19 protein-coding genes are annotated in these 18,077 nt (G+C 67.7%); 4 read left to right on the plus strand and 15 right to left on the minus strand.

The window, feature by feature from the left end:
• Positions 1 to 26: 26 nt before the first annotated feature.
• Positions 27 to 851: a tetratricopeptide repeat protein gene (locus OG874_RS31130; RefSeq protein WP_330250648.1), complete on the plus strand. Its 825-nt coding sequence runs from the start codon at positions 27 to 29 to the stop codon at positions 849 to 851.
• Positions 852 to 1,034: 183 nt separating this feature from the next.
• Positions 1,035 to 1,316: a hypothetical protein gene (locus OG874_RS31135; RefSeq protein ID WP_330250649.1), complete on the plus strand. Its 282-nt coding sequence runs from the start codon at positions 1,035 to 1,037 to the stop codon at positions 1,314 to 1,316.
• Positions 1,317 to 1,504: 188 nt separating this feature from the next.
• Here the strand turns inward: OG874_RS31135 and OG874_RS31140 are convergent, their stop codons facing one another.
• From OG874_RS31140 to OG874_RS31165, 6 genes are all read right to left on the minus strand, one after another.
• Positions 1,505 to 3,067 (minus strand): bifunctional uroporphyrinogen-III C-methyltransferase/uroporphyrinogen-III synthase, encoded by a 1,563-nt coding sequence (locus OG874_RS31140; RefSeq protein ID WP_330250650.1) that lies wholly within the window; start codon positions 3,065 to 3,067, stop codon positions 1,505 to 1,507.
• A gap of 145 nt (positions 3,068 to 3,212) precedes the next feature.
• The gene (gene hemC, locus OG874_RS31145) at positions 3,213 to 4,274 is read right to left on the minus strand and encodes a hydroxymethylbilane synthase (RefSeq protein ID WP_330250651.1); all 1,062 of its coding nucleotides are present in this window, start codon (positions 4,272 to 4,274) and stop codon (positions 3,213 to 3,215) included.
• Positions 4,271 to 5,740, minus strand: coding sequence for a glutamyl-tRNA reductase (locus tag OG874_RS31150; protein ID WP_330250652.1), 1,470 nt, complete (start codon positions 5,738 to 5,740; stop codon positions 4,271 to 4,273). Before OG874_RS31150 ends, hemC begins: the two co-directional genes overlap by 4 nt.
• On the minus strand, positions 5,737 to 5,871 hold the full coding sequence (locus OG874_RS31155; RefSeq protein ID WP_330250653.1) for a hypothetical protein: 135 nt from the start codon (positions 5,869 to 5,871) through the stop codon (positions 5,737 to 5,739). Before OG874_RS31155 ends, OG874_RS31150 begins: the two co-directional genes overlap by 4 nt.
• Positions 5,868 to 6,692, minus strand: coding sequence for a redox-sensing transcriptional repressor Rex (locus OG874_RS31160; RefSeq protein WP_330250654.1), 825 nt, complete (start codon positions 6,690 to 6,692; stop codon positions 5,868 to 5,870). Before OG874_RS31160 ends, OG874_RS31155 begins: the two co-directional genes overlap by 4 nt.
• 250 nt (positions 6,693 to 6,942) lie before the next feature.
• Positions 6,943 to 7,203, minus strand: a complete 261-nt coding sequence (locus OG874_RS31165; RefSeq protein ID WP_330250655.1) for a glutaredoxin family protein — start codon at positions 7,201 to 7,203, stop codon at positions 6,943 to 6,945.
• A gap of 129 nt (positions 7,204 to 7,332) precedes the next feature.
• On the opposite strand from OG874_RS31165, the gene OG874_RS31170 reads away from it, so the two are divergent.
• On the plus strand, positions 7,333 to 8,343 hold the full coding sequence (locus OG874_RS31170; RefSeq protein ID WP_330257495.1) for an HAD family hydrolase: 1,011 nt from the start codon (positions 7,333 to 7,335) through the stop codon (positions 8,341 to 8,343).
• A 117-nt stretch (positions 8,344 to 8,460) separates the two neighbouring features.
• Here OG874_RS31170 and OG874_RS31175 read toward each other — a convergent pair whose 3' ends face one another.
• From OG874_RS31175 to OG874_RS31215, 9 genes are all read right to left on the minus strand, one after another.
• On the minus strand, positions 8,461 to 9,492 hold the full coding sequence (locus OG874_RS31175; RefSeq protein ID WP_330250656.1) for a lysophospholipid acyltransferase family protein: 1,032 nt from the start codon (positions 9,490 to 9,492) through the stop codon (positions 8,461 to 8,463).
• Entirely contained in the window at positions 9,489 to 10,520 is a 1,032-nt protein-coding gene (locus OG874_RS31180) for an NAD-dependent epimerase/dehydratase family protein (RefSeq protein WP_330257496.1), read from the minus strand. Before OG874_RS31180 ends, OG874_RS31175 begins: the two co-directional genes overlap by 4 nt.
• 249 nt (positions 10,521 to 10,769) lie before the next feature.
• Positions 10,770 to 10,871 carry a 30S ribosomal protein bS22 gene (locus OG874_RS31185; protein WP_003402602.1) on the minus strand — a complete coding sequence of 34 codons (102 nt, stop codon included), beginning with the start codon at positions 10,869 to 10,871 and terminating at the stop codon, positions 10,770 to 10,772.
• Positions 10,872 to 11,039: 168 nt separating this feature from the next.
• On the minus strand, positions 11,040 to 11,330 hold the full coding sequence (locus tag OG874_RS44935; protein WP_433198628.1) for a helix-turn-helix domain-containing protein: 291 nt from the start codon (positions 11,328 to 11,330) through the stop codon (positions 11,040 to 11,042).
• A 214-nt stretch (positions 11,331 to 11,544) separates the two neighbouring features.
• Positions 11,545 to 12,387, minus strand: coding sequence for a pyrroline-5-carboxylate reductase (gene proC, locus OG874_RS31195; protein WP_330250657.1), 843 nt, complete (start codon positions 12,385 to 12,387; stop codon positions 11,545 to 11,547).
• Positions 12,388 to 12,440: 53 nt separating this feature from the next.
• The gene (locus tag OG874_RS31200) at positions 12,441 to 13,343 is read right to left on the minus strand and encodes a thioesterase family protein (protein ID WP_330257497.1); all 903 of its coding nucleotides are present in this window, start codon (positions 13,341 to 13,343) and stop codon (positions 12,441 to 12,443) included.
• 106 nt (positions 13,344 to 13,449) lie between these two features.
• Positions 13,450 to 14,358: a sugar phosphate isomerase/epimerase family protein gene (locus OG874_RS31205; RefSeq protein WP_330257498.1), complete on the minus strand. Its 909-nt coding sequence runs from the start codon at positions 14,356 to 14,358 to the stop codon at positions 13,450 to 13,452.
• 62 nt (positions 14,359 to 14,420) lie between these two features.
• A complete protein-coding gene (locus OG874_RS31210; protein WP_330250658.1) occupies positions 14,421 to 16,076 on the minus strand; it encodes a hypothetical protein in 1,656 nt (551 codons plus the stop codon).
• Positions 16,073 to 17,101 (minus strand): Ppx/GppA phosphatase family protein, encoded by a 1,029-nt coding sequence (locus OG874_RS31215; protein WP_330250659.1) that lies wholly within the window; start codon positions 17,099 to 17,101, stop codon positions 16,073 to 16,075. The genes OG874_RS31210 and OG874_RS31215 overlap by 4 nt, the downstream gene beginning before the upstream one ends.
• A 65-nt stretch (positions 17,102 to 17,166) precedes the next feature.
• Between OG874_RS31215 and OG874_RS31220 the strand changes: the two genes are divergently transcribed.
• Entirely contained in the window at positions 17,167 to 18,048 is an 882-nt protein-coding gene (locus tag OG874_RS31220) for a hypothetical protein (RefSeq protein ID WP_442943443.1), read from the plus strand.
• Positions 18,049 to 18,077 lie beyond the last annotated feature (29 nt).

The raw sequence follows: 18,077 nt of genomic DNA on the forward strand, positions 1-18,077 counted from the left end.
GGCCGGTCTTGTTCCGGGAGTAGGCGATGACCGAATTCGCGTTTGTGCCGCGGCGACGGACCGATTGGGATGGTCTGCGGAAGCTGGCACGCGGCGGTGATGCGGGCGCGATCCTGCAATTGGCGCAGCGATTGTCCGAAGCGGGTGAATCGACCGAGGCCGAGCAGTGGTTCCGGCGGGCCGCCGCACAAGGGAGCGGACCGGCAATGGCGGGTCTGGGTGCGTTGCTCGCGGCCGACGGGCGGATCTCGGGGGCGATCCGCTGGTTCGAATTCGCGATCGCCGCCGGATGCCCCAGGGCCGATCAGCAACTGGGGACGTTGTATCTGGAGCGCGGGGATTTCGACGCCGCCGAGGTGTGGTTCCTGCCCGCGGCCGAGGACGGGCTGCCGGAGGCGCTGTGCAATATGGGAGTTGTCGCGAGTCGTCGCGGATTCACCCGTGAGGCGCGGCACTGGTATGAGCGGGCCGTGCGCGCCGGAAGTCCAACGGCCATGCGCACTCTCGGGGTGTATCTGGCCCGCGAGGGCAAGATCGAGCGGGCCATCACGCTGCTCACCGAGGCCGTCCGGCGCGGCCGCGCCGATGCGATGGCGGTACTCGGCGCGATCTTCCTCGAACTCGGCGACTGGGTCGAGGGTGAGCGGTGGCTGCGCCGCGGCGCGGCGGCGGACGACGCCGATTCGATGTTCCATTTGGCGCGGTTCCTGCGCGAGCAGCAAGTGCGTCCGGACGTCCCGGCGGCGAGTGCGCGAGCAAAGGCGCAGGCGCACAAGGACGCCCGGTACTGGCTCGAGCGCGCCGCCGCACTCCGTCATCCCGAGGCCATGCGGTTACTGCACAACCTGTGACCGAGCGCAACGAGGGAACCGAAGACACAGCCCCCTGGTCGCGGCGGAGCTGTGACCGGGGGTCGCGTTCACTCTGATCGAAATCCCTTGTGACCGGCCGTTTTTGTCGGTGGGCAGGAGTAAAATCGAAGACGTGTTCGAGGGAGCTCTCCGAGTTCCCGATCGCGACGGGAGGACGCCACAGTGCCCAAAACCGCACCCACGCCCAAGATTATCGATCGGCCGTATGTCCCGCTGCTGCACAAGCGGCCGCTGCCCGCCGGGCGGCCCCGCAAGTGGTACGTCTCGCACAACCGCCGACTCAAGGCGATGCGCCTGACCATCGCCCTGCTGGACTCCGGCATCTACCTGCCGAGTCAGGCCAGCAACGAAAGGATCCGGCAGACCGCCGAACTCATCGATATCCGACCCCCGTCCGACACCACCTGCCGATTGGTGCGGACCCTCATGCGCTACAGCCGCTGATCAACGGCGCTCAACGGTTGCGGCGGCTCCGGTTGCGCGGTGTAGGGCGACGCCTCCACCGCGCAACCGGCCGGCACAAGTTACGACGGCAAAGTGCTGGTGAACGTCGGCGCCTACCCGAGGATCCGCCGTTCGGAGTGCACCGGGTGAGTCGCGTCCACACCGCTCGGCGGCGCGGACGCGCGCACTCAGCGGCTGCGACGGCTCTTCTTGCGCGGCGGCGGCAGCAGGCCCTCGGCGCGCAGCCGGGCGGCGTGCTCGGCGAGCGCCTCGACCAGCGGGCCGACCTGGGCGACCTCGGGCTGCACGTCGACGCGCAGGCCGAATTCGATGGCCGTCTCGGCGGTCTTCGGGCCGATGCAGGCAACGATGGTGCGCGCATGCGGCTTACCCGCGATGCCGACCAGATTGCGGACCGTCGAGGACGAGGTGAACAGGACCGCGTCGAAACCGCCGGTCTTGATCATCTCGCGGGTCTCGGCGGGTGGCGGCGAGGCGCGCACCGTGCGGTAGGCCGTCACGTCATCGATCTCCCAGCCGCGATCGCGCAGACCCTCGGCCAAGGTTTCGGTGGCAATGTCGGCCCGCGGCAACAGGACTCGGTTCACCGGGTCGAAAACGTCGTCATAGGGCGGGAAGTCGGCGAGCAGGCCCTCGGAGGACTGTTCGCCACTCGGCACCAGCTCCGGGTTGATGCCGAACGAGCGCACCTTGTCCGCGGTGGCCTCGCCGACGCAGGCGATCTTCACGCCCGAAAAAGCCCGTGCGTCCAAACCGAATTCGGCGAACTTCTCCCATACCGCGCGCACCGCGTTGGTCGAGGTGAAGACCACCCACTGGTAGCGGCCGTCGACCAGACCCTTGACCGCGCGCTCCATCTGCGCCGGACTGCGCGGCGGCTCGACCGCGATGGTCGGCACCTCCATCGGGATGGCGCCGTGGGTCACCAGCCGCTCGCTCATCTCGGCGGCCTGATCCTTGGTGCGCGGCACCAGCACGGTCCAGCCGTACAGCGCGCGCGATTCCCACCACGACATCTTCGAACGCTGCGCGACCACCTTGCCGATGGTCACCACCAGCGGACCGACCAGTTCGGAGGCCGCGCTGTTGAGCGTGGCCAGGGTGGCCTCGATGGTGCGCTGCTGACGGGTGGTGCCGCGCACGGTCACCGCGACCGGGGTCTGCGGCGCCATACCGTGTTCGACCAGCGCGCTCGCGGTTTCGGCCAGATGCCCCGAGGTCGCCGAGAGCACCAGCGGGCCGGGTGCGGCGGCCAGCGCCGCCCAGTCGACCTCGCCGCGCACATCGGCCTCGGTGTGCCCGGAGCCGAGCGCGATACCGGCGAAGCTGGGTACCGCGGAACCGTTCGGCAGACCCGGCAGCACCTCGAAGACCATATGCGAGCGAGTGACCGCGTTGACCTCGGCGATCACCGAATCGGTGGTCAGCGGATCACCGGCGACCACCCGGACCACGTCGTGTCCGCCGCGGGCCTCCGCGATCAGCGTTTTGGCCACCTCGGCCGGATCGCCGAGTGCCGGACGCACGTCCACCGGACGCTCGCCGTCCGCACCGGGCTCGACCGCGATACCGATCAGGCCCAGCACACCCTTGTCGACATCGGGATCGGTGAACGCCAATGTCGCCCGCCCGAGCACCTCACGCGCCCGCACCGTCAGCAGCGCCGCATCACCGGGCCCCGACCCGACAAACAGAATCCGACCAGGGTGCTTCTTATGTGCTCGGCTCATGCCCGCACCTCGCTAGCGCTCGGCACGGCCATGCCCGAAGGCGCTGTGCTGATGATTCGCTCGCTGTGCTCGCTCGAGCCTCCGCCTCGCCGGCGCTCGGCTCCGGCATGACCGAGCCTCTCGGCTGTGTTGATGATTCGCTCGCTCATGGGCAATTCTCCATTGGGCTGGAATTGGAAAAGTCGGTGGCGGGCGGGTTCACCGCCTGTGTGGGGGAACCGGCGGACTCCGGTTCGGGAGTGCTGAGCAGCTCGCGGGCGCCCAGGTCGAGCAATTCCCGGGCCAGCTCGCGCCCCAGTTCCGCGGCGCGCTCCGGCGAGCCGACCACGGAGGCTCGCAACACATCGGAGCCGTCGACGGCCGCCGCGCAAGCGCGTAGCGAGAGTTCGTCGACAATCCTGCCGTCGTCGTCGAGCGATTCGACGACCTCGGCGATCGCACCGATCGGCGCGGTGCACCCGGCCTCCAGTTCGGCCAGCAGCGACCGCTCGGCGATGACGGCCGCGCGGGTGGCGGCGTCGTCGAGATCGGTCAGCACTTCGATCAGTTCGCCGTCATCGCTGCGGCATTCGACCGCCAGCGCGCCCTGCGCGGGCGCGGGCAGCATCTGCACCGGCTCGAGCGATTCGGTGACCGCGTCGAGCCGACCGATTCTGGCCAGTCCGGCCCTGGCGACGACGACCGCGTCCAGTTCGCCCTCGCTCACCTTGCGCAGGCGAGTATCGAGGTTGCCGCGCAGCGGCACGATATCCAGACCGAGTCCGAGAGCACGCAATTGGGCGGCGCGGCGCGGCGCGGAGGTGCCGATCTTGCTACCGGCGGGCAGTTCGCCGAGCACCAGACCATCGCGCGCCACCAGAGCGTCACGCGGATCCTCGCGGGTCGGGATGGCGGCGATGGTGAAGCGCGGATCCTGCGCGGTCGGCAGATCCTTGTAGGAGTGCACCGCGATATCGATGTTCCCGGCGGCGAGTTCGTCCCGCAGTGCCGAGGTGAAAACGCCGACACCGATCTTCTGCACCGGATCCGAGGACAGATCGCCCGCAGTCTTGACGACCACGAGCTCCGCGTCGTGTCCGGCCGCGATCAGAGTGTCGCGGATGGTGCCCGCCTGGGTGAGGGCGAGCAGGCTGCCTCTGGTGCCGATCCGCCACGGCACCTTGGTGCTGCCTGCGGTCACGTTTTCCTCTTCCTGCACGATCATCATGCCGTCTGCCCCTGTTCCTCGCTGCGGTGTCCGGCGGTGAAGTCGTCGGCAAGCGCGATCTCCCCGCCGCTAGCGATCGCTTGCGGGTCGCTCGAAGCAAAACCGCCCGCGCTGTGCTCGTCGCCGATCGGACTGATCTCCATCGGTGTCGCAACCGCTTGCGCCGCACCGGGTTTGAGTTCGAACAATTCGCGCAGCGCCTCGGCGTAGGTGTCACCGCCTGGCGTGGAGGCCAACTGCTTGACTCGCACCGTCGGCGCGTGCAGCAGCTTGTCCACGACGCGGCGCACCGTGCGCGCCACCTCGTCACGCTCCGGATCGGCCAGGTCGGGCAGCCGGGAGTCGAGTCTGAGTAGTTCGGCCTCGACCACCTCGGCCGCGCGCTGGCGCAGCGCGGCCACGGTCGGGGTGACCTCCGCCATGCGCTGGCCCGCAAGGTATTTCGCGAGTTCGTCGGCGACGATCGAGCGAGCGGCGGCGGTATCGTCGGCGGCCGCACCGGCCGCGGGATCGCGCTGCAATGTCTCGATATCGATAACGGTGATACCGGGCAGCCCGGCGACGGCGTGTTCGACATCGCGCGGCAGACCGAGATCGCAGAACACCAACGGCCGTTCCGCCGCGGCGAATTCACTGCCGCGCTCACGCTCGGCGAGCGCACGGTGGGTATCGGCCAACGTCACCACGGCACCGACCGCGCCGGTACAGGTGATGACGACATCGGCCGCGGCCATCGCCCCGGTCAGCCGGGACAGTTCCATCGACTCGGCCTCGACGCCATAGCTGCGCGCGGTCTCCGCGAGCCGATCGGCCCTGGCCAGCGTGCGGTTCACCACGACGATGCGACCGATGCCCGCGCGCGACAGATGCGCCACCGCGAGTCCGCCCATCGCCCCGGCCCCGACCACCACGGCGGTCCGACCGGCGAGCGGGCCCAGCACCTGCTGCGACCGATCCAGCGCCACCGACACCACCGACGCACCGGCCCGGTCGATACCGGTCTCCGCGTGCACCCGCTTGCCGACCCGCAGCGCGTGCTGGGCCAGTTCGTGCAGTGTCCGCCCGACCGCCTGCTGGGCGTCGGCGGAGGCGTAGGCGCCGCGGATCTGGCTGAGCACCTGCTGCTCACCGATCACCATCGAATCCAGACCGCTGGCCACCGCGAACAGATGCTCGGCGGCGGCCTCGCTGTAGCGGACGTAGGCGTGCTTGGTCAGATCCGGCAGCGGCAGTCCGGAATGCTTGGTCAGCAGGTCGCCGACCTCGGCGAGACCGCCGTGGAACGCATCGACAACCGCGTAGACCTCGACGCGGTTGCAGGTGGAGACGATCATCGCCTCGGAAACGTGGCTGGAGGTGAGCATTCGATCGATCAGCTTCGGCCGGTCCGCGTCGGTGATCGCGACCTTTTCGAGAACCGAGACGGGCGCGCTCCGATGCGAGATCCCGACCAGAAGAACGCTCATGACTGCGCCTCGCTGTCGCCCGGCTCCGTCATGCGCGTTGCGCGCTGCCACATGATTCGCGCCCACCCGTCACCCGGCCACCACCCCTCACCGAATCGCTGCGCGATGCTGTACTCGCTAAGTTCGCTCATGGTGTAACCACCGATCCCTTGCTGGCTGGCTCCGTTGCCGAATGCGAGGTCGTCGAGTGTTTGAGTGCCGGATGTCCGGCAGCAGTGTGCGCGGGCGCACGGTGGGCGATGCGGCCTGAGGAGACCGCGTGCACCACTTCGGGCAGGGCGGGAGCATTGCGCGCCGTCTCGAACGACAGCATCTGCAGCTCGACCGCCAGGTCGACCCGGCGAACCTCCACCGTCTCCGGCGCGGTCAGCTCACACGGGGCAAAGCTCAGAATCGACTGCAGCCCGGAAGCGACCAACAGGTCGCAGACATCCTGGGCCGCGTCGTCGGGCACGGTGATCACCGCGATGGTCGGCTTCAACGCGCCGATGGCCGGGGCCAGATCCGCGACATCACGGACCACCAGACCGGCGACCGATATGCCGATCACCTCGGGATGACTGTCGAACATGCCGACCACGGTGAATCCGCGCCGCCGGAATCCGCCGTAGCCCACCAGGGCCCGGCCCAGATTTCCGGCGCCGACCAGTACCACCCGATGTCCCTGCGACAGACCGAGCACGTCCTCGATCCTGGTGCGCAACTTGGCCACGTCATAGCCGACACCCCGAACGCCATTGGGACCGAGGAAGGAAAGATCCTTGCGCAACTTGGCCGAATTGACACCCGCCGCGACAGCCAGTTCCTCACTCGATACGATGGCAACACTGTCGTCGGCCAATATGGCGAGGACCCGGAGATAGGTGGCCAGCCGCGCCACTGTGGCCTGCGGGATGTCCTTCTGCAGAGCCCTGCCGGAGACGCCGCCCGGCGCCTCATGCTGCTCTGTCACGTCGTCGGCTCCTCGTTCCGGCCTCCGCGAGGTCCGGTTCGTCGCTCGACCTTCTTGCCCGGGGCGGTCCGGTGCCATGGTCGAAGTATCGGAATGCTGATGTCATTACGCGGTGGGTCCGCAGCCTCGGCATGCGGGTCGCGTGCCACCACCGTAACTGCTTGTGCAGCCCTTCACAAAGTCGGTGAATTTGGCCTCATTTTCCGCCGCGACCAGCAGCGCGGCGGAATCGGGCCGGATCAGCTATCGCTCAGCGAGTCAAGTCGGCCCGCAATCGGGGCTCGTCGACGTCGAAATAGCTGTGCTCACGGCCGTCCAACAGCACCACCGGAAGCCGGTCACCGTACTCCGCGCGCAGGCCAGGGTCATTTCCGGCGACTTCATCGACATCAACCGTGGACGGCTCGATGCCGAAATCGGCGCAGATCCCCCGGAGTTGCTCGAGCGCTGTCACACAGAGCCCGCAGCCCGATCGCGTCAGCAGGGTCACCGAATGTGTGGGATTGGTCATGGCCGATATTAAATCGCCTCGCCACGCCCGGATCCGCGCGCGCGGTAGTGCCTTAACTGTCACCGCGGCCAGCTAATGTGGGTGTGGTTCGCGCGACGGGCGGAGGTACTGGTGCCGGAACGATCGAAGGTGGCAAGGGCAGGTTTCATCGCGGGACGATTCGGTGAGTTTCCGGTGCGGTGGAATCAGGGTCGGCTCGGCCAGGGTCTGCAGGACCAACTCGCGCGCATCTCGCGCAGCCCCTTCGGCCCCAGCGAGGAAGAGCTGCGGGCCAATCTGGCCGGTGAGGCCAGCGCGGAGGCGGCGCTGTCGCTGCACGACGCCGAGCTGGCGGAGTCCGACGTCGAGACGACCGGGCCCGAGGTCCCCAGAGACCTGACTGCGGCGGCGTTCTTCGATGTCGACAACACCATGGTGCAGGGCGCGTCGATCGTGCACTTCGCCCGTGGCCTGGCCGCACGCAAATACTTCAAGACCTCCGATCTGGTGGATGTCGCCTGGAAGCAGGTGAAGTTCCGGGTCACCGGCAAGGAGAACAGCACCGATATGGCCGCGGGCCGGGAGAAGGCGCTGGCGTTCATCGCCGGCCGCCCGACCGCCGAGTTGGCCGCCCTCGGCGAGGAGATCTACGACGAGATCATCGCCGACAAGATCTGGCCGGGGACAAGGGCTTTGGCGCAGATGCACCTCGACGCGGGCCAGCAGGTCTGGCTGGTGACCGCGACGCCGGTCGAGTTGGCGCAGGTGATCGCGAAGCGGCTCGGGCTGACCGGTGCGCTCGGCACGGTCGCCGAGAGTGTGGACGGAAAGTTCACCGGACGACTGGTCGGCGACATCCTGCACGGGCTCGGCAAGGCGCATGCGGTGCGCACGCTGGCGATCCGAGAAGGCTTGAACCTCAAGCGGTGTACGGCCTACTCCGACAGCCACAACGATGTGCCGATGCTCTCGCTGGTCGGCACCGCGGTGGCGATCAATCCGGATTCGGATCTGCGTGAGGTGGCCAAGAATCGCGGGTGGGAGATCCGCGACTTCCGCACCGGGCGCAAGGCCGCGAAGATCGGCGTGCCGACGGCGCTGGCACTCGGGGCCGCCGGTGGCGCGGTGGCGGCCGCGGTGACTCGACGCCGCGAACACTGACGAGGCCGCCCCGTTATTTCGGCGAACGCCGGAATCCAGTGCGGTCGAGGGGTTTTCCGGACTGGGTCCCGGCGTTCGCCGAAACAACGCGGCGAACGAACCGACTCGAATTCCCCGCTAGCCCGTGAAGGGGTTGCGGCGCTTGGTGAGCAGTTTGTAGAGGGTTTGCTGAATGGTCTCGCGGACCTGGTCGGTGACCTCGAACATGGTCATCGGATCGTCGGCGGCCTCGGCCTCGTAGCCGGTCGTCGAGATGGGCTCACCGAATTCGATGTACCACTTGGACGGCAGCGGTACCGCGCCGAGCAGACCGAGATGTGGGAACAGCGGGGTCACCGGGAAGTAGGGCACGTTGAGCAGCCGGGCGAGCGGCTTGATATCGGCCAGCTTCGGATAGATCTCCTCGGAGCCGACGATCGAGCACGGGATGATCGGCACACCGGTGCGCACCGCCGCGGCCACGAAGCCGCCGCGACCGAAACGCTGCAGCTTGTAGCGGTCGGCGAACTGCTTGCCGACACCCTTGAAGCCCTCGGGGAAGACACCGGTCAATTCGCCCGCGCGCAATAGCCTTTCGGCATCCGGATGGCAGGCCAGGGTGTGCCCGGCTTTGCGGGCCAGCGCGCCGAGCACCGGCGTCTCGAAGACGAGATCGGCAGCGAGCAGGCGTAGTGCGCGTTGCTTCGGATGCCGGTCGTGGATCGCCAGCTGCAGCATCAGCCCGTCCAGCGGGACCGTGCCCGCGTGGTTCGCGACGATCAGCGCGCCGCCCACCTCGGGCAGGTGCTCGATCCCGCTGACCTGCACCCGGAACCAGAAGTCCGAGAGCGGGCGCAGCGCGGGCAGGATCAGCGATTCGAGCAGATGCTCGTCGAAGCCGAATTCGTCGATCTGATAGTCACCGGTGATCCGGCGACGCGCGAATTCCGCGGTGCTGCGGATCTGGTTGCCGACCGCGCCGCGCAGCATATCCCCGAGCGACTGCGGCGCGGGCGGTTCGGCGGCCGCGAGCCGGTCGATCAGGGAGGTCACCACCTGGCTCGGCGCGGCGTCACCGGTCACCGGCTCCGGCCAGCGCCGGGGCGCGGTCCGCTGACGGGTCTCGACGTTCAGATCGTGTAGATGAATGACCTTGGCCACATCGTTCATGAATGTGCTCCCGTACCGGCCCCGAGCAGGCCGAGCAGTTTATTTTCTGCGGCATCGATCCAGGCGGGATCGATGACGGGCCGCGACGCTGCGCCCCCGATGAAGTCGTCGAATGCCTGCACCGTCGTCCAGCGCGGTACGAATCCGAGTTCGGTCCGCATCCGGGTGGTGTCCAGGCCGCAGCCGAAATGGAAGTAGTCGATCTGCTCACTGGTGAAATCGCGCATGATCGGCCCCATGAGCGCGCGGCCCGCGGTGCGGAACAGCGCCCACGGGATCGGTAGTTCGACGCGGCCCGCACGCCGGATGGCCTGCGATAACGCCAGCGCGCCGTCACCGGCGATGTTGTAGGTGCCACCCGGCGCCTGCCGTGCGGCGTGCGCCATCGCGGCGATCGCGTCTTCCTCGTGCAGCAGTTGCAACCTGGCGTCGCGGCCGAAGACCGTCGGCGCCACCGGCGAGCGCAGATATTGCACACCGCGTCCGGCCAACCGCGGGCCGACGATAGGCGCCAAACGCAAAATCGCGGTAGCGATATCGGGCCGCCGTCGCGCGAGGCCGCGGACGAATCCTTCGATTTCGATCATGTCGCGCGCAAACCAACCACTCGGTGGGGTTCGCGCGCTCATTTCCTCGGTGAATTTCGCGGGGTCCTTGGCGCTACATCCATAAACGGCCGATGTCGAGCGCACCACCACCCGACGCACCGAAGACGATTTCTGACAGACCGCGAGCAGCTGCATGGCGCCGAGGACGTTGAGGTCCTTCATCACCGCCCGGCCACCACCGGCGGGCGGATGCGTCAGCATCGAGGCGTGCACCACGGTGTCCACCTCGTTGCCGCCGATTACCTTGCGAATCAATGGATTTCGAATATCGGCGCGAACGAACTCGGCCCGGCCCATGCGTCGCTGCAACTCGCGACTCGGCGTCATGGTGTCGACGGCGAGGATACGTTCGATGGTGGAATCCTGGGCCAGACGCACGACAACATTGCCGCCGAAAAATCGGCTGGCCCCAGTCACCATCACCACTTTGGGGGTGTGTCCATCCCTGATCTCAGATCCCACCGCACCGGATCCCAACTGTGTCGGCCCCCCAATTCCTTTCAGTGCGGTATCAGCGTAACCGCTCGTCTCCGACGCGCCGATACTATTAACCAGGTTCTTACGATGACTTCAGTCATCGGATACACGAGCGACTTTCAAACTCGGCTGTTTCAAAAAGAATAGCCCGCCACCAATCGGTGACGGGCATCCCAGCAAACACGCAGCGTCTTACTTGCCGAGTTTGCGCCGCTGGACCCGCGTGCGGCGAAGCAGCTTGCGGTGCTTCTTCTTCGACATGCGCTTGCGGCGCTTCTTGATCACAGAACCCATAGGGTTGTCCTCGCGTTCTTTCTACTCGGCGCGCACGCCAATCACGTACGCCTATTTCAGCATCCACGCCGCCAGCAGGCACCGGACACCACGAAGCGGTGCCGCCAGCAGGCGAACACGAACCGAGGGTTCATCCTACCGGGACACCGACCAGCGAACGAAACCGCCTCATCCAGCGTCGAAGTAGGACGTCTCCAGGTAGTCGTGCACCGCCTTGGCATGCACCCGGAACGAACGGCCGACCCGCACGGCGGGCAATTCACCCGAGTGCACGAGCCGATACACCGTCATCTTGGACACCCGCATGAGATTCGCCACCTCGGCGACGGTGAGGAACTGCGTACCACCGCCGAGCACTGATTGCGTCGGAGACGCCGAGCCGCCTTGCGTCCGGGAACCAGCCCGGCCGCCCGATGGTCCAGAGCTTCCTGGCGACGTCCCTGAGCTATTTGCAGACATCTTATTAGACATCATTGCACCACTGACCTCCGGCACGTCCGCGCCACCGGCTTCCCCACCGGCGGAACAGACACGCACGTGCTCCTTGAAGCTTAGCGGGACCAGTGGGATTACTGCGACGGGTGTGAGAAATCAGGTTTACATGCTGGGAACCGACCGGTCACTCCAAAGTTGCGCTGTGTTTGATTTGCGGCACTCCCGGGTCCCTCCGTGGTCACGCTGCGCTACCGCCTCCGGGCCCGTCGCTCGCGCCGCCCTGTTCGGCCGACCTTTGTTTTGCCGCGTGCAAAGCCTCCAGAAAAGCCGAGCGCACCCCGCCCCGCTCCAATTCGCGTACCGCGGCGGAAGTGGTGCCCGCCGGGGACGTGACAGCGGCACGGAGCTCTGCTGCGCTCTGACCGGAGTCCTCGAGCAGGGCGGCCGAGCCGACCATCGTCTGCACCACGAGTTGGGTGGCGGTGTCGCGGGTCAGGCCGAGCCCGACGCCTGCGTCGATCATGGCCTCGACGACCAGGAAGAAGTAGGCGGGTCCAGAGCCCGAGACCGCGGTGACCGCGTCCATCTGCGCTTCGGTCACGGTGGCCACCTTGCCGACCGCGGCGAGCAACTCGGTCACCTGGGCCAGCTGCTCCGGCCGGGCGTAGCGGCCCGGCGCGAGGACGCTCATGCCTTGGCCGACCAGCATCGGGGTGTTCGGCATCACCCGCACCACCGGGAACCCGGCGGGCAGCTTGTTCTCCAGCCGGGTGGTCGGCACGCCCGCCGCCAGCGACACCAGGACCTGGTCCCGGTCACTGTCGAGTTCGGCCTTGCTCAGCTGGGTCAGCACCGTGTCCACATCGCCCGGCTTGACGGCGATGACCAATAGATCCGCGCCGACGATCGCGTCCGGGATCGAATCGGTCACCCGCACCCCGAACCGGGCGCCGATCAGCTCGGCCCGATCCGGGTGGGTCTCGACGACGACCAGCTCCTTGGCCGCCCGACCGGATTCGAGCAACCCCGCGATCAACGCCTCCCCGATGCGACCGCCACCGATCACCGCAACTCTCGTCATGGGCAATAAGGCTAGTCGCGTGACAATCGCGCCTCGGCGCAGGGGAACCGGGGCTACTGCTGCTGCGGCACCAGGGCGAGCTGGCGGCTCTGCGCGACAACCGCACCGGTGGCGTCGAGGATCAGCTGGTCCTCGTCGAACATGCGGCCGCCGATCTCGTGACTGGTGGCGATGATCCGCAGCCAGCCGGGGGCGGGCCTGCGCCGCAGATAGGTGGTCATCTGCACCGTCGGGGACCAACCGAAGTGGCCGAGATTGATCGGCACCGGCGGGCTCATATCGGCGGACATGATCGCGAAGTACATGGCGACATCGGAATCCCGCTGATCGCCATCGAACGGACGCATCCACAGCCGCAGGCGCGGTTCGCCCTTCGAACCGTCGAGGAACGGCGCCCAGGCGGGGTCGATGTACAGTTCGACGCCCTGCGCCACATTCACGATCTTGCCCATCGGCGAACCCTGGTAACCGACGGCTTCGGCGGGTGGTTCGGCGGGCATATCGCCGTGCTGCGGCGCGTAGATCGGGTCGGCATCGTCGAGGTGGCCGAAGGTGAAGGCGGTGCGCACCAGCGTGCGTTCCTGCTGGATCAGGTTCACATCGACCAGGCAGATCTGCCGCCCCACCTTGCGGATGTGCACCTCGTACTCCACCTCGCCCGGTTCCGGCGTGCCGAGGAAGTCCGAACTCGCGGCGATCGGGGCCATCGTGACCAGTGCCGGATCGGAGGCGCGCAGCCAGCGGGTGGCCGCGGCGGCGCTGGCGGCGACCATGGTGCCGCCGTGCACCTTCTTGCCGATAGTCCAGATCTTATCGATGATGCCCAGGTAGCGGCCGGTGTCCGCAGATGCCGACAGCAGTTCGGTCAGCGCGCACACACGGCTGAACGGGGCACCGCTCGAGACAACACGGCTCGCCATGGTCGGGCCGAGATCGGCGGTCAGCTCCGGCATCATCACTCCTGTCATCGGTCGGCCGCACAATCGAGACGCAGCAGTCGTACAGCGTAGAACGAACCGAAACAGAGTCCGCATTCCCCTCCGCCGGAAGATCGGTGCGAGGTCACACCCGGTTCACGTGCGTCGGGGCGGGCGCGGGTGCGGCGAGGTGCTCTCTGGCGAAGGCCAGCGTGCGGTCCAGCATGCCCGCGCGGTCGTGGGTGGTGCGGGCGTTCTGGGTATTGATCTCGGCGACCGCGTGACCGGCGAAACCGGAGCGGATCAGGGCCGCACACAACTCGACGCAGGGCTGGGTGCCCTCACCCGGCACCAGATGCTCGTCATGCGCGGCGCCGCGGCCGTCGGCGAGATGCAGATGCGCCAGGCCGTGGCCCATCCGGGCGGCCAGCGCCAGCGGATCCGCGCCCGCCGTCGCGGTGTGTGAGAGATCGAGGGTGTAGTGCCGGAACCCGGTATCGGTCGGGTCGTAGGACGGGCTGAACGCGGTCAACCCGGGTCCCGGTCCGCCGCGGCGCTCCAACCGCTTCGCCGAACCGGAGCGGCGGCCGAAGAGCGTGTCCGCGCGCATGGGGAACATGTTCTCCACGGCGACGATGACGTGGCTGTGCTCCTCCAATTCGGCGACCTGATCGGCGAAGCCCTGCGCGTACCGGCGCTGCCAGCGGAACGGCGGATGCACCACCACGGTGCCCGCGCCGAGCGCCTCGGCGGTATGCACGCTGCGCTCGAGCTTGGCCACCGGATCCGAACCCCACACTCGCTGCGAGATCAGCAGGCATGGCGCGTGGATCGCGAGCACCGGCACGTCGTATTTGCGCGAGTAGGACTGGACGGTCGCGATGCTCTGGCTGGCCGGTTCGGCCCAGACCATCAATTCGATACCGTCGTAACCGATTTCGGCCGCATAGCGGAAGGCCGCCTCGGTGTTCTGCGGATATACCGACGCGGTCGAGAGACCGACCAGGATCTGCTGTCCATCGGGCTCGCCCACGGGATCCGGGACGCGCTCCATGGCCGCGCTGTCCACTCTGGTCTCGTCCGCCTGCCCGATGTTCCCCACAGCCGCTCCCTGCCTCAGTTCGTACTGAGAAGAAAGGCTAGCGGCCCCAACGTGACAAAGATGCCTACGACGACGGCGATCACCGTACTGAGGATGTCGTCGGTGCGCCGCAATATCCGCACCAACGCCACCAGGCCGAGGATCACGATCATCGCCAGGCACAGCGCCACCCAGGGCAGCATTTCCCACATGCGCTCGAAACCCTTGAACAGCAACATTCCGGCGATCGCGGCGCCGGTGCTCTGACCGCCCAGGATCATCCACTGTCGACGATTGGCGTCGTACTCCGCCTTGCGTGCGATTCGCGAGCGACGCGGGGACGATGCGGCCGCGCCCGAATGGTGCGCATCCGACTCCTCGTCGTAATCGCCGTCGAAATCCGCATCGTCGTCGTGCTCGTCGAGGGCATCGCCCGTCGAGAACGGTTCGTACACATCGGTTCGACCGTCGTATACGTCAACGGGGGCGGGACCGCCGTCGCGTTCGGCTCGTCCACGCCGGCCGCGGCCGTTGCCGTTCGCGCGCTCGGCAACGGCCCGCTCGGCGCGCTCGACGCCGTCGCGCAGCAGGTCACCCGCCACGGTCTGGCCGGAGACGAGCTGCTGATCCTGACTGGCCAGCGCCCACGCCGAGGGGGGGATACCGGTTTCGTTGTCCGCGGGGGTGGACGGTGCGTGTCTTCGCGCCGACCAGGCGGGCAGACCGCCGTCGGCCGGACCGTGAGCTCCGTCCCGTCTGCGCTGCTCCGGCGGCTCCGGCGCGGCCCCGCGCCCGGGACCTGCCTTCGATCTCGACGGACTGTCCGGTATCGGGAGCGGCGCCGACTCGGGAGCGAAGCCGTTGGTGGACGGCGACCACGGCGCGGTCGAGGGCCCCACGTCGGCTTGGGCGGCCTCTTCCGCACGTCGCCGCGCCGCCCGCCCGCCGGTTCTCGATCCGTTCTGCTGACCATTGGACGGGGCCGGGGCATCCGCGCGGCGACCGATATCACGCAGCGGCCGTACCTCGGTGGTCTCTTCCTCCGGTTCGGCGTGCCGGCGTCTGCGACCGGTGCGGCCGGAGCCGACGCCGTCGGAAGCCAGCGGGTCCCTCGCGTAGGGATCCGGTGCGGGGGCATAGAGATCCGATAGCGGCGCCGACAGCGGATCCGCGGGTGCGGAGTGCCGCGATGGCGGCATCTCCCGGCCCGGCATGACCCGGTTCGAGCGTCCGGGTGCGGGTAGCGGATCGGCCGGGGCCTCCGGTGCGGCATAGGCCGACAGCGGGTCGTATCGGGTGATCGGCCCCGACATCGGCGAGTAGTTGGGCATTTCCGGCGCGGCGTACGCCGTCGGTGGCGGCGCGGGCGGGGTGTACGAAGGCGGTTCCGGTGCCGGCGTGTCGAAACCGGCGGACTGGTAACCCGAAGGCTGGTAACCCGACGGATCGAACCCGGTGGATTCATACGCGGGCGGTTCGTACGCCGGCGCCTCGTCCTCCTCGGGTGCGGCGTGCGCGGAATGACCACCGCCACCGCCGACCGGGATGGCCGGCAGGTCACCGGTCAGCTCGGCCACCGAGATGCCGCGGCCGCTGCGCCGCCGTCGGCCGCCGCCACCGGATGACGCGCCCTGCTGGCCGTTGCGTGCCAGCAGCTCGGCAACCGATAGCTGCTTGGAATCCTCACTCATGACGACACCGTTTCGATCGGGCCCGATAGACCGCCGCCGGGCACCGGCCGACCACTATCGGGCGACGGACCGGGTATGGCCTTGGCCCTCGGTCCGCCGTTCATATCGGTATCCAGTTTGCGCAAGATGAGCCCCTCACGCAGTGCCCACGGACAAATCTCGAGGGTATCCAGCGATAGTGCCCGCATACTCGCCTCCGCGACCAATGCGCCAGCCACCAATTGCTGTGAGCGATCGGAACTTACGCCTTCCAATTCTGCACGGTCGGCCGCAGTCATTCGCGAGATAAAAGCAATCAGCTGCCGCAGACCTGAGCTGGTGAGTGTACGGCGCACCCGCAGCCCCGAGGAAGAGGGTGCCGCTCCGGTCAACCGGGCAAGCGACCGAAACGTCTTCGAAGTGCCCACCGCCAGATCGGGTTTCCCCGCTTCCAGCAACTGTTTCGCGGGCGCGACCAGCTCTGCGTCGAGCCAGTCGCGCAGCACGGCGACGCGGCGCTTGCCCGGCGGATCCTCGCGTAGCCATTCCCTGGTCAGCCGTCCGGCGCCGAGTTGCAGCGAGACCGCGACATCGGGTTCCTCATCGCCGCCGTTGGTCATTTCCAGCGAGCCGCCACCGATATCGAGACCGAGGATGCGCCCCGCACTCCAGCCGTACCAGCGGCGTACCGCCAGGAAGGTCAGCCTGGCCTCGTCGACACCGGCGAGCACCTGCAGATCGACACCGGTCTCGGCCCGGACCCGGGCCAGGACCTCCTCGGAATTCGCCGCCTCGCGCAGCGCGGAGGTGGCGAACGGCATCAACTCGACGCAGCGCGAAGTCTCGGCAATGCTGGCGAATTCGGCGACCGTGGCGATCAGTCGTTCGGCGCCCTGGACAGTGATGCGGCCATCGGCGTCGATGTTCTCCGACAGCCGTAACGTGGCCTTTGTCGAGCTCATCGGCATCGGGTGACCACCGCGATGGGCGTCCACCACGAGCAGGTGAACGGTATTGCTTCCGACATCGAGTACCCCAAGCCGCACATGAACACGGTACTGGGTGAACCGGCACTTTAGCCGAGGCGACTGAACTGTTAGCGTTCGTGAGTGTGACGGTAGGCGCGGCGACAGGCGGCTCCAAAAGGCCCCGACCAGCGGGGAAGATCGATCCGGCTCCGGAGGTCGATCTCGACTTTCCCCGGGAATGGATCGAGTTCGTAGATCCAGCAAACGACGAGCACCTCATCGTCGCCGATTTGACCTGGCTACTGTCGCGCTGGACGTGTGTCTTCGGAACTCCGGCATGCCAGGGAATTCTGAGCGACCGCCCCGATGACGGTTGCTGCTCGCACGGCGCGTTCCTCTCCGACAAGGACGATCGCAAGCGTCTGACCAATGCTGTGAAAATGCTCACACCCGGTGACTGGCAGCTGATGGACCAGGCGACCGACGCCGAGGGCAAGATCACCAAGAAGGGGTATCTCGAGCTCGACGAGCTGGAGGACGAGCCCGCGCTGCGCACCCGCCGATTCGACGGCGCCTGCATTTTCCTGAACCGGCCCGGCTTCGAGGGCGGCGTCGGCTGCGCGCTGCACACCATGGCGCTGCGCAAGGGCATCGAGCCACTGGAGGTGAAGCCGGACGTGTGCTGGCAGCTGCCGATCCGGCGCACCCAGGATTGGGTGGAGCGCCCCGACGGCGTACAGATCCTGAAGACCACCATCACCGAGTACGACCGGCGCGGCTGGGGTCCCGGTGGCGAGGACCTGGATTGGTACTGCTCCGGCTCACCCGACGCGCACGTCGGCACCCGGCCGGTGTGGCAGTCCTACGGTCCTGAACTCAAGGAACTGCTCGGCGTTCCCGCCTACGAAGAGCTGGCCAGGCACTGTAAGCGCCGCGAGGGACTCGGCCTCATCGCGATCCATCCGGCGACCGTGCATGCCGATCGCATGAAATCCGACCAACCCATCGCCGACCAGTCGGCTTGATAGCTGGTGATTCACCTCCCCGCCATGCG

The organism is Nocardia sp. NBC_00565 (assembly GCF_036345915.1).
GTDB lineage: Bacteria > Actinomycetota > Actinomycetes > Mycobacteriales > Mycobacteriaceae > Nocardia.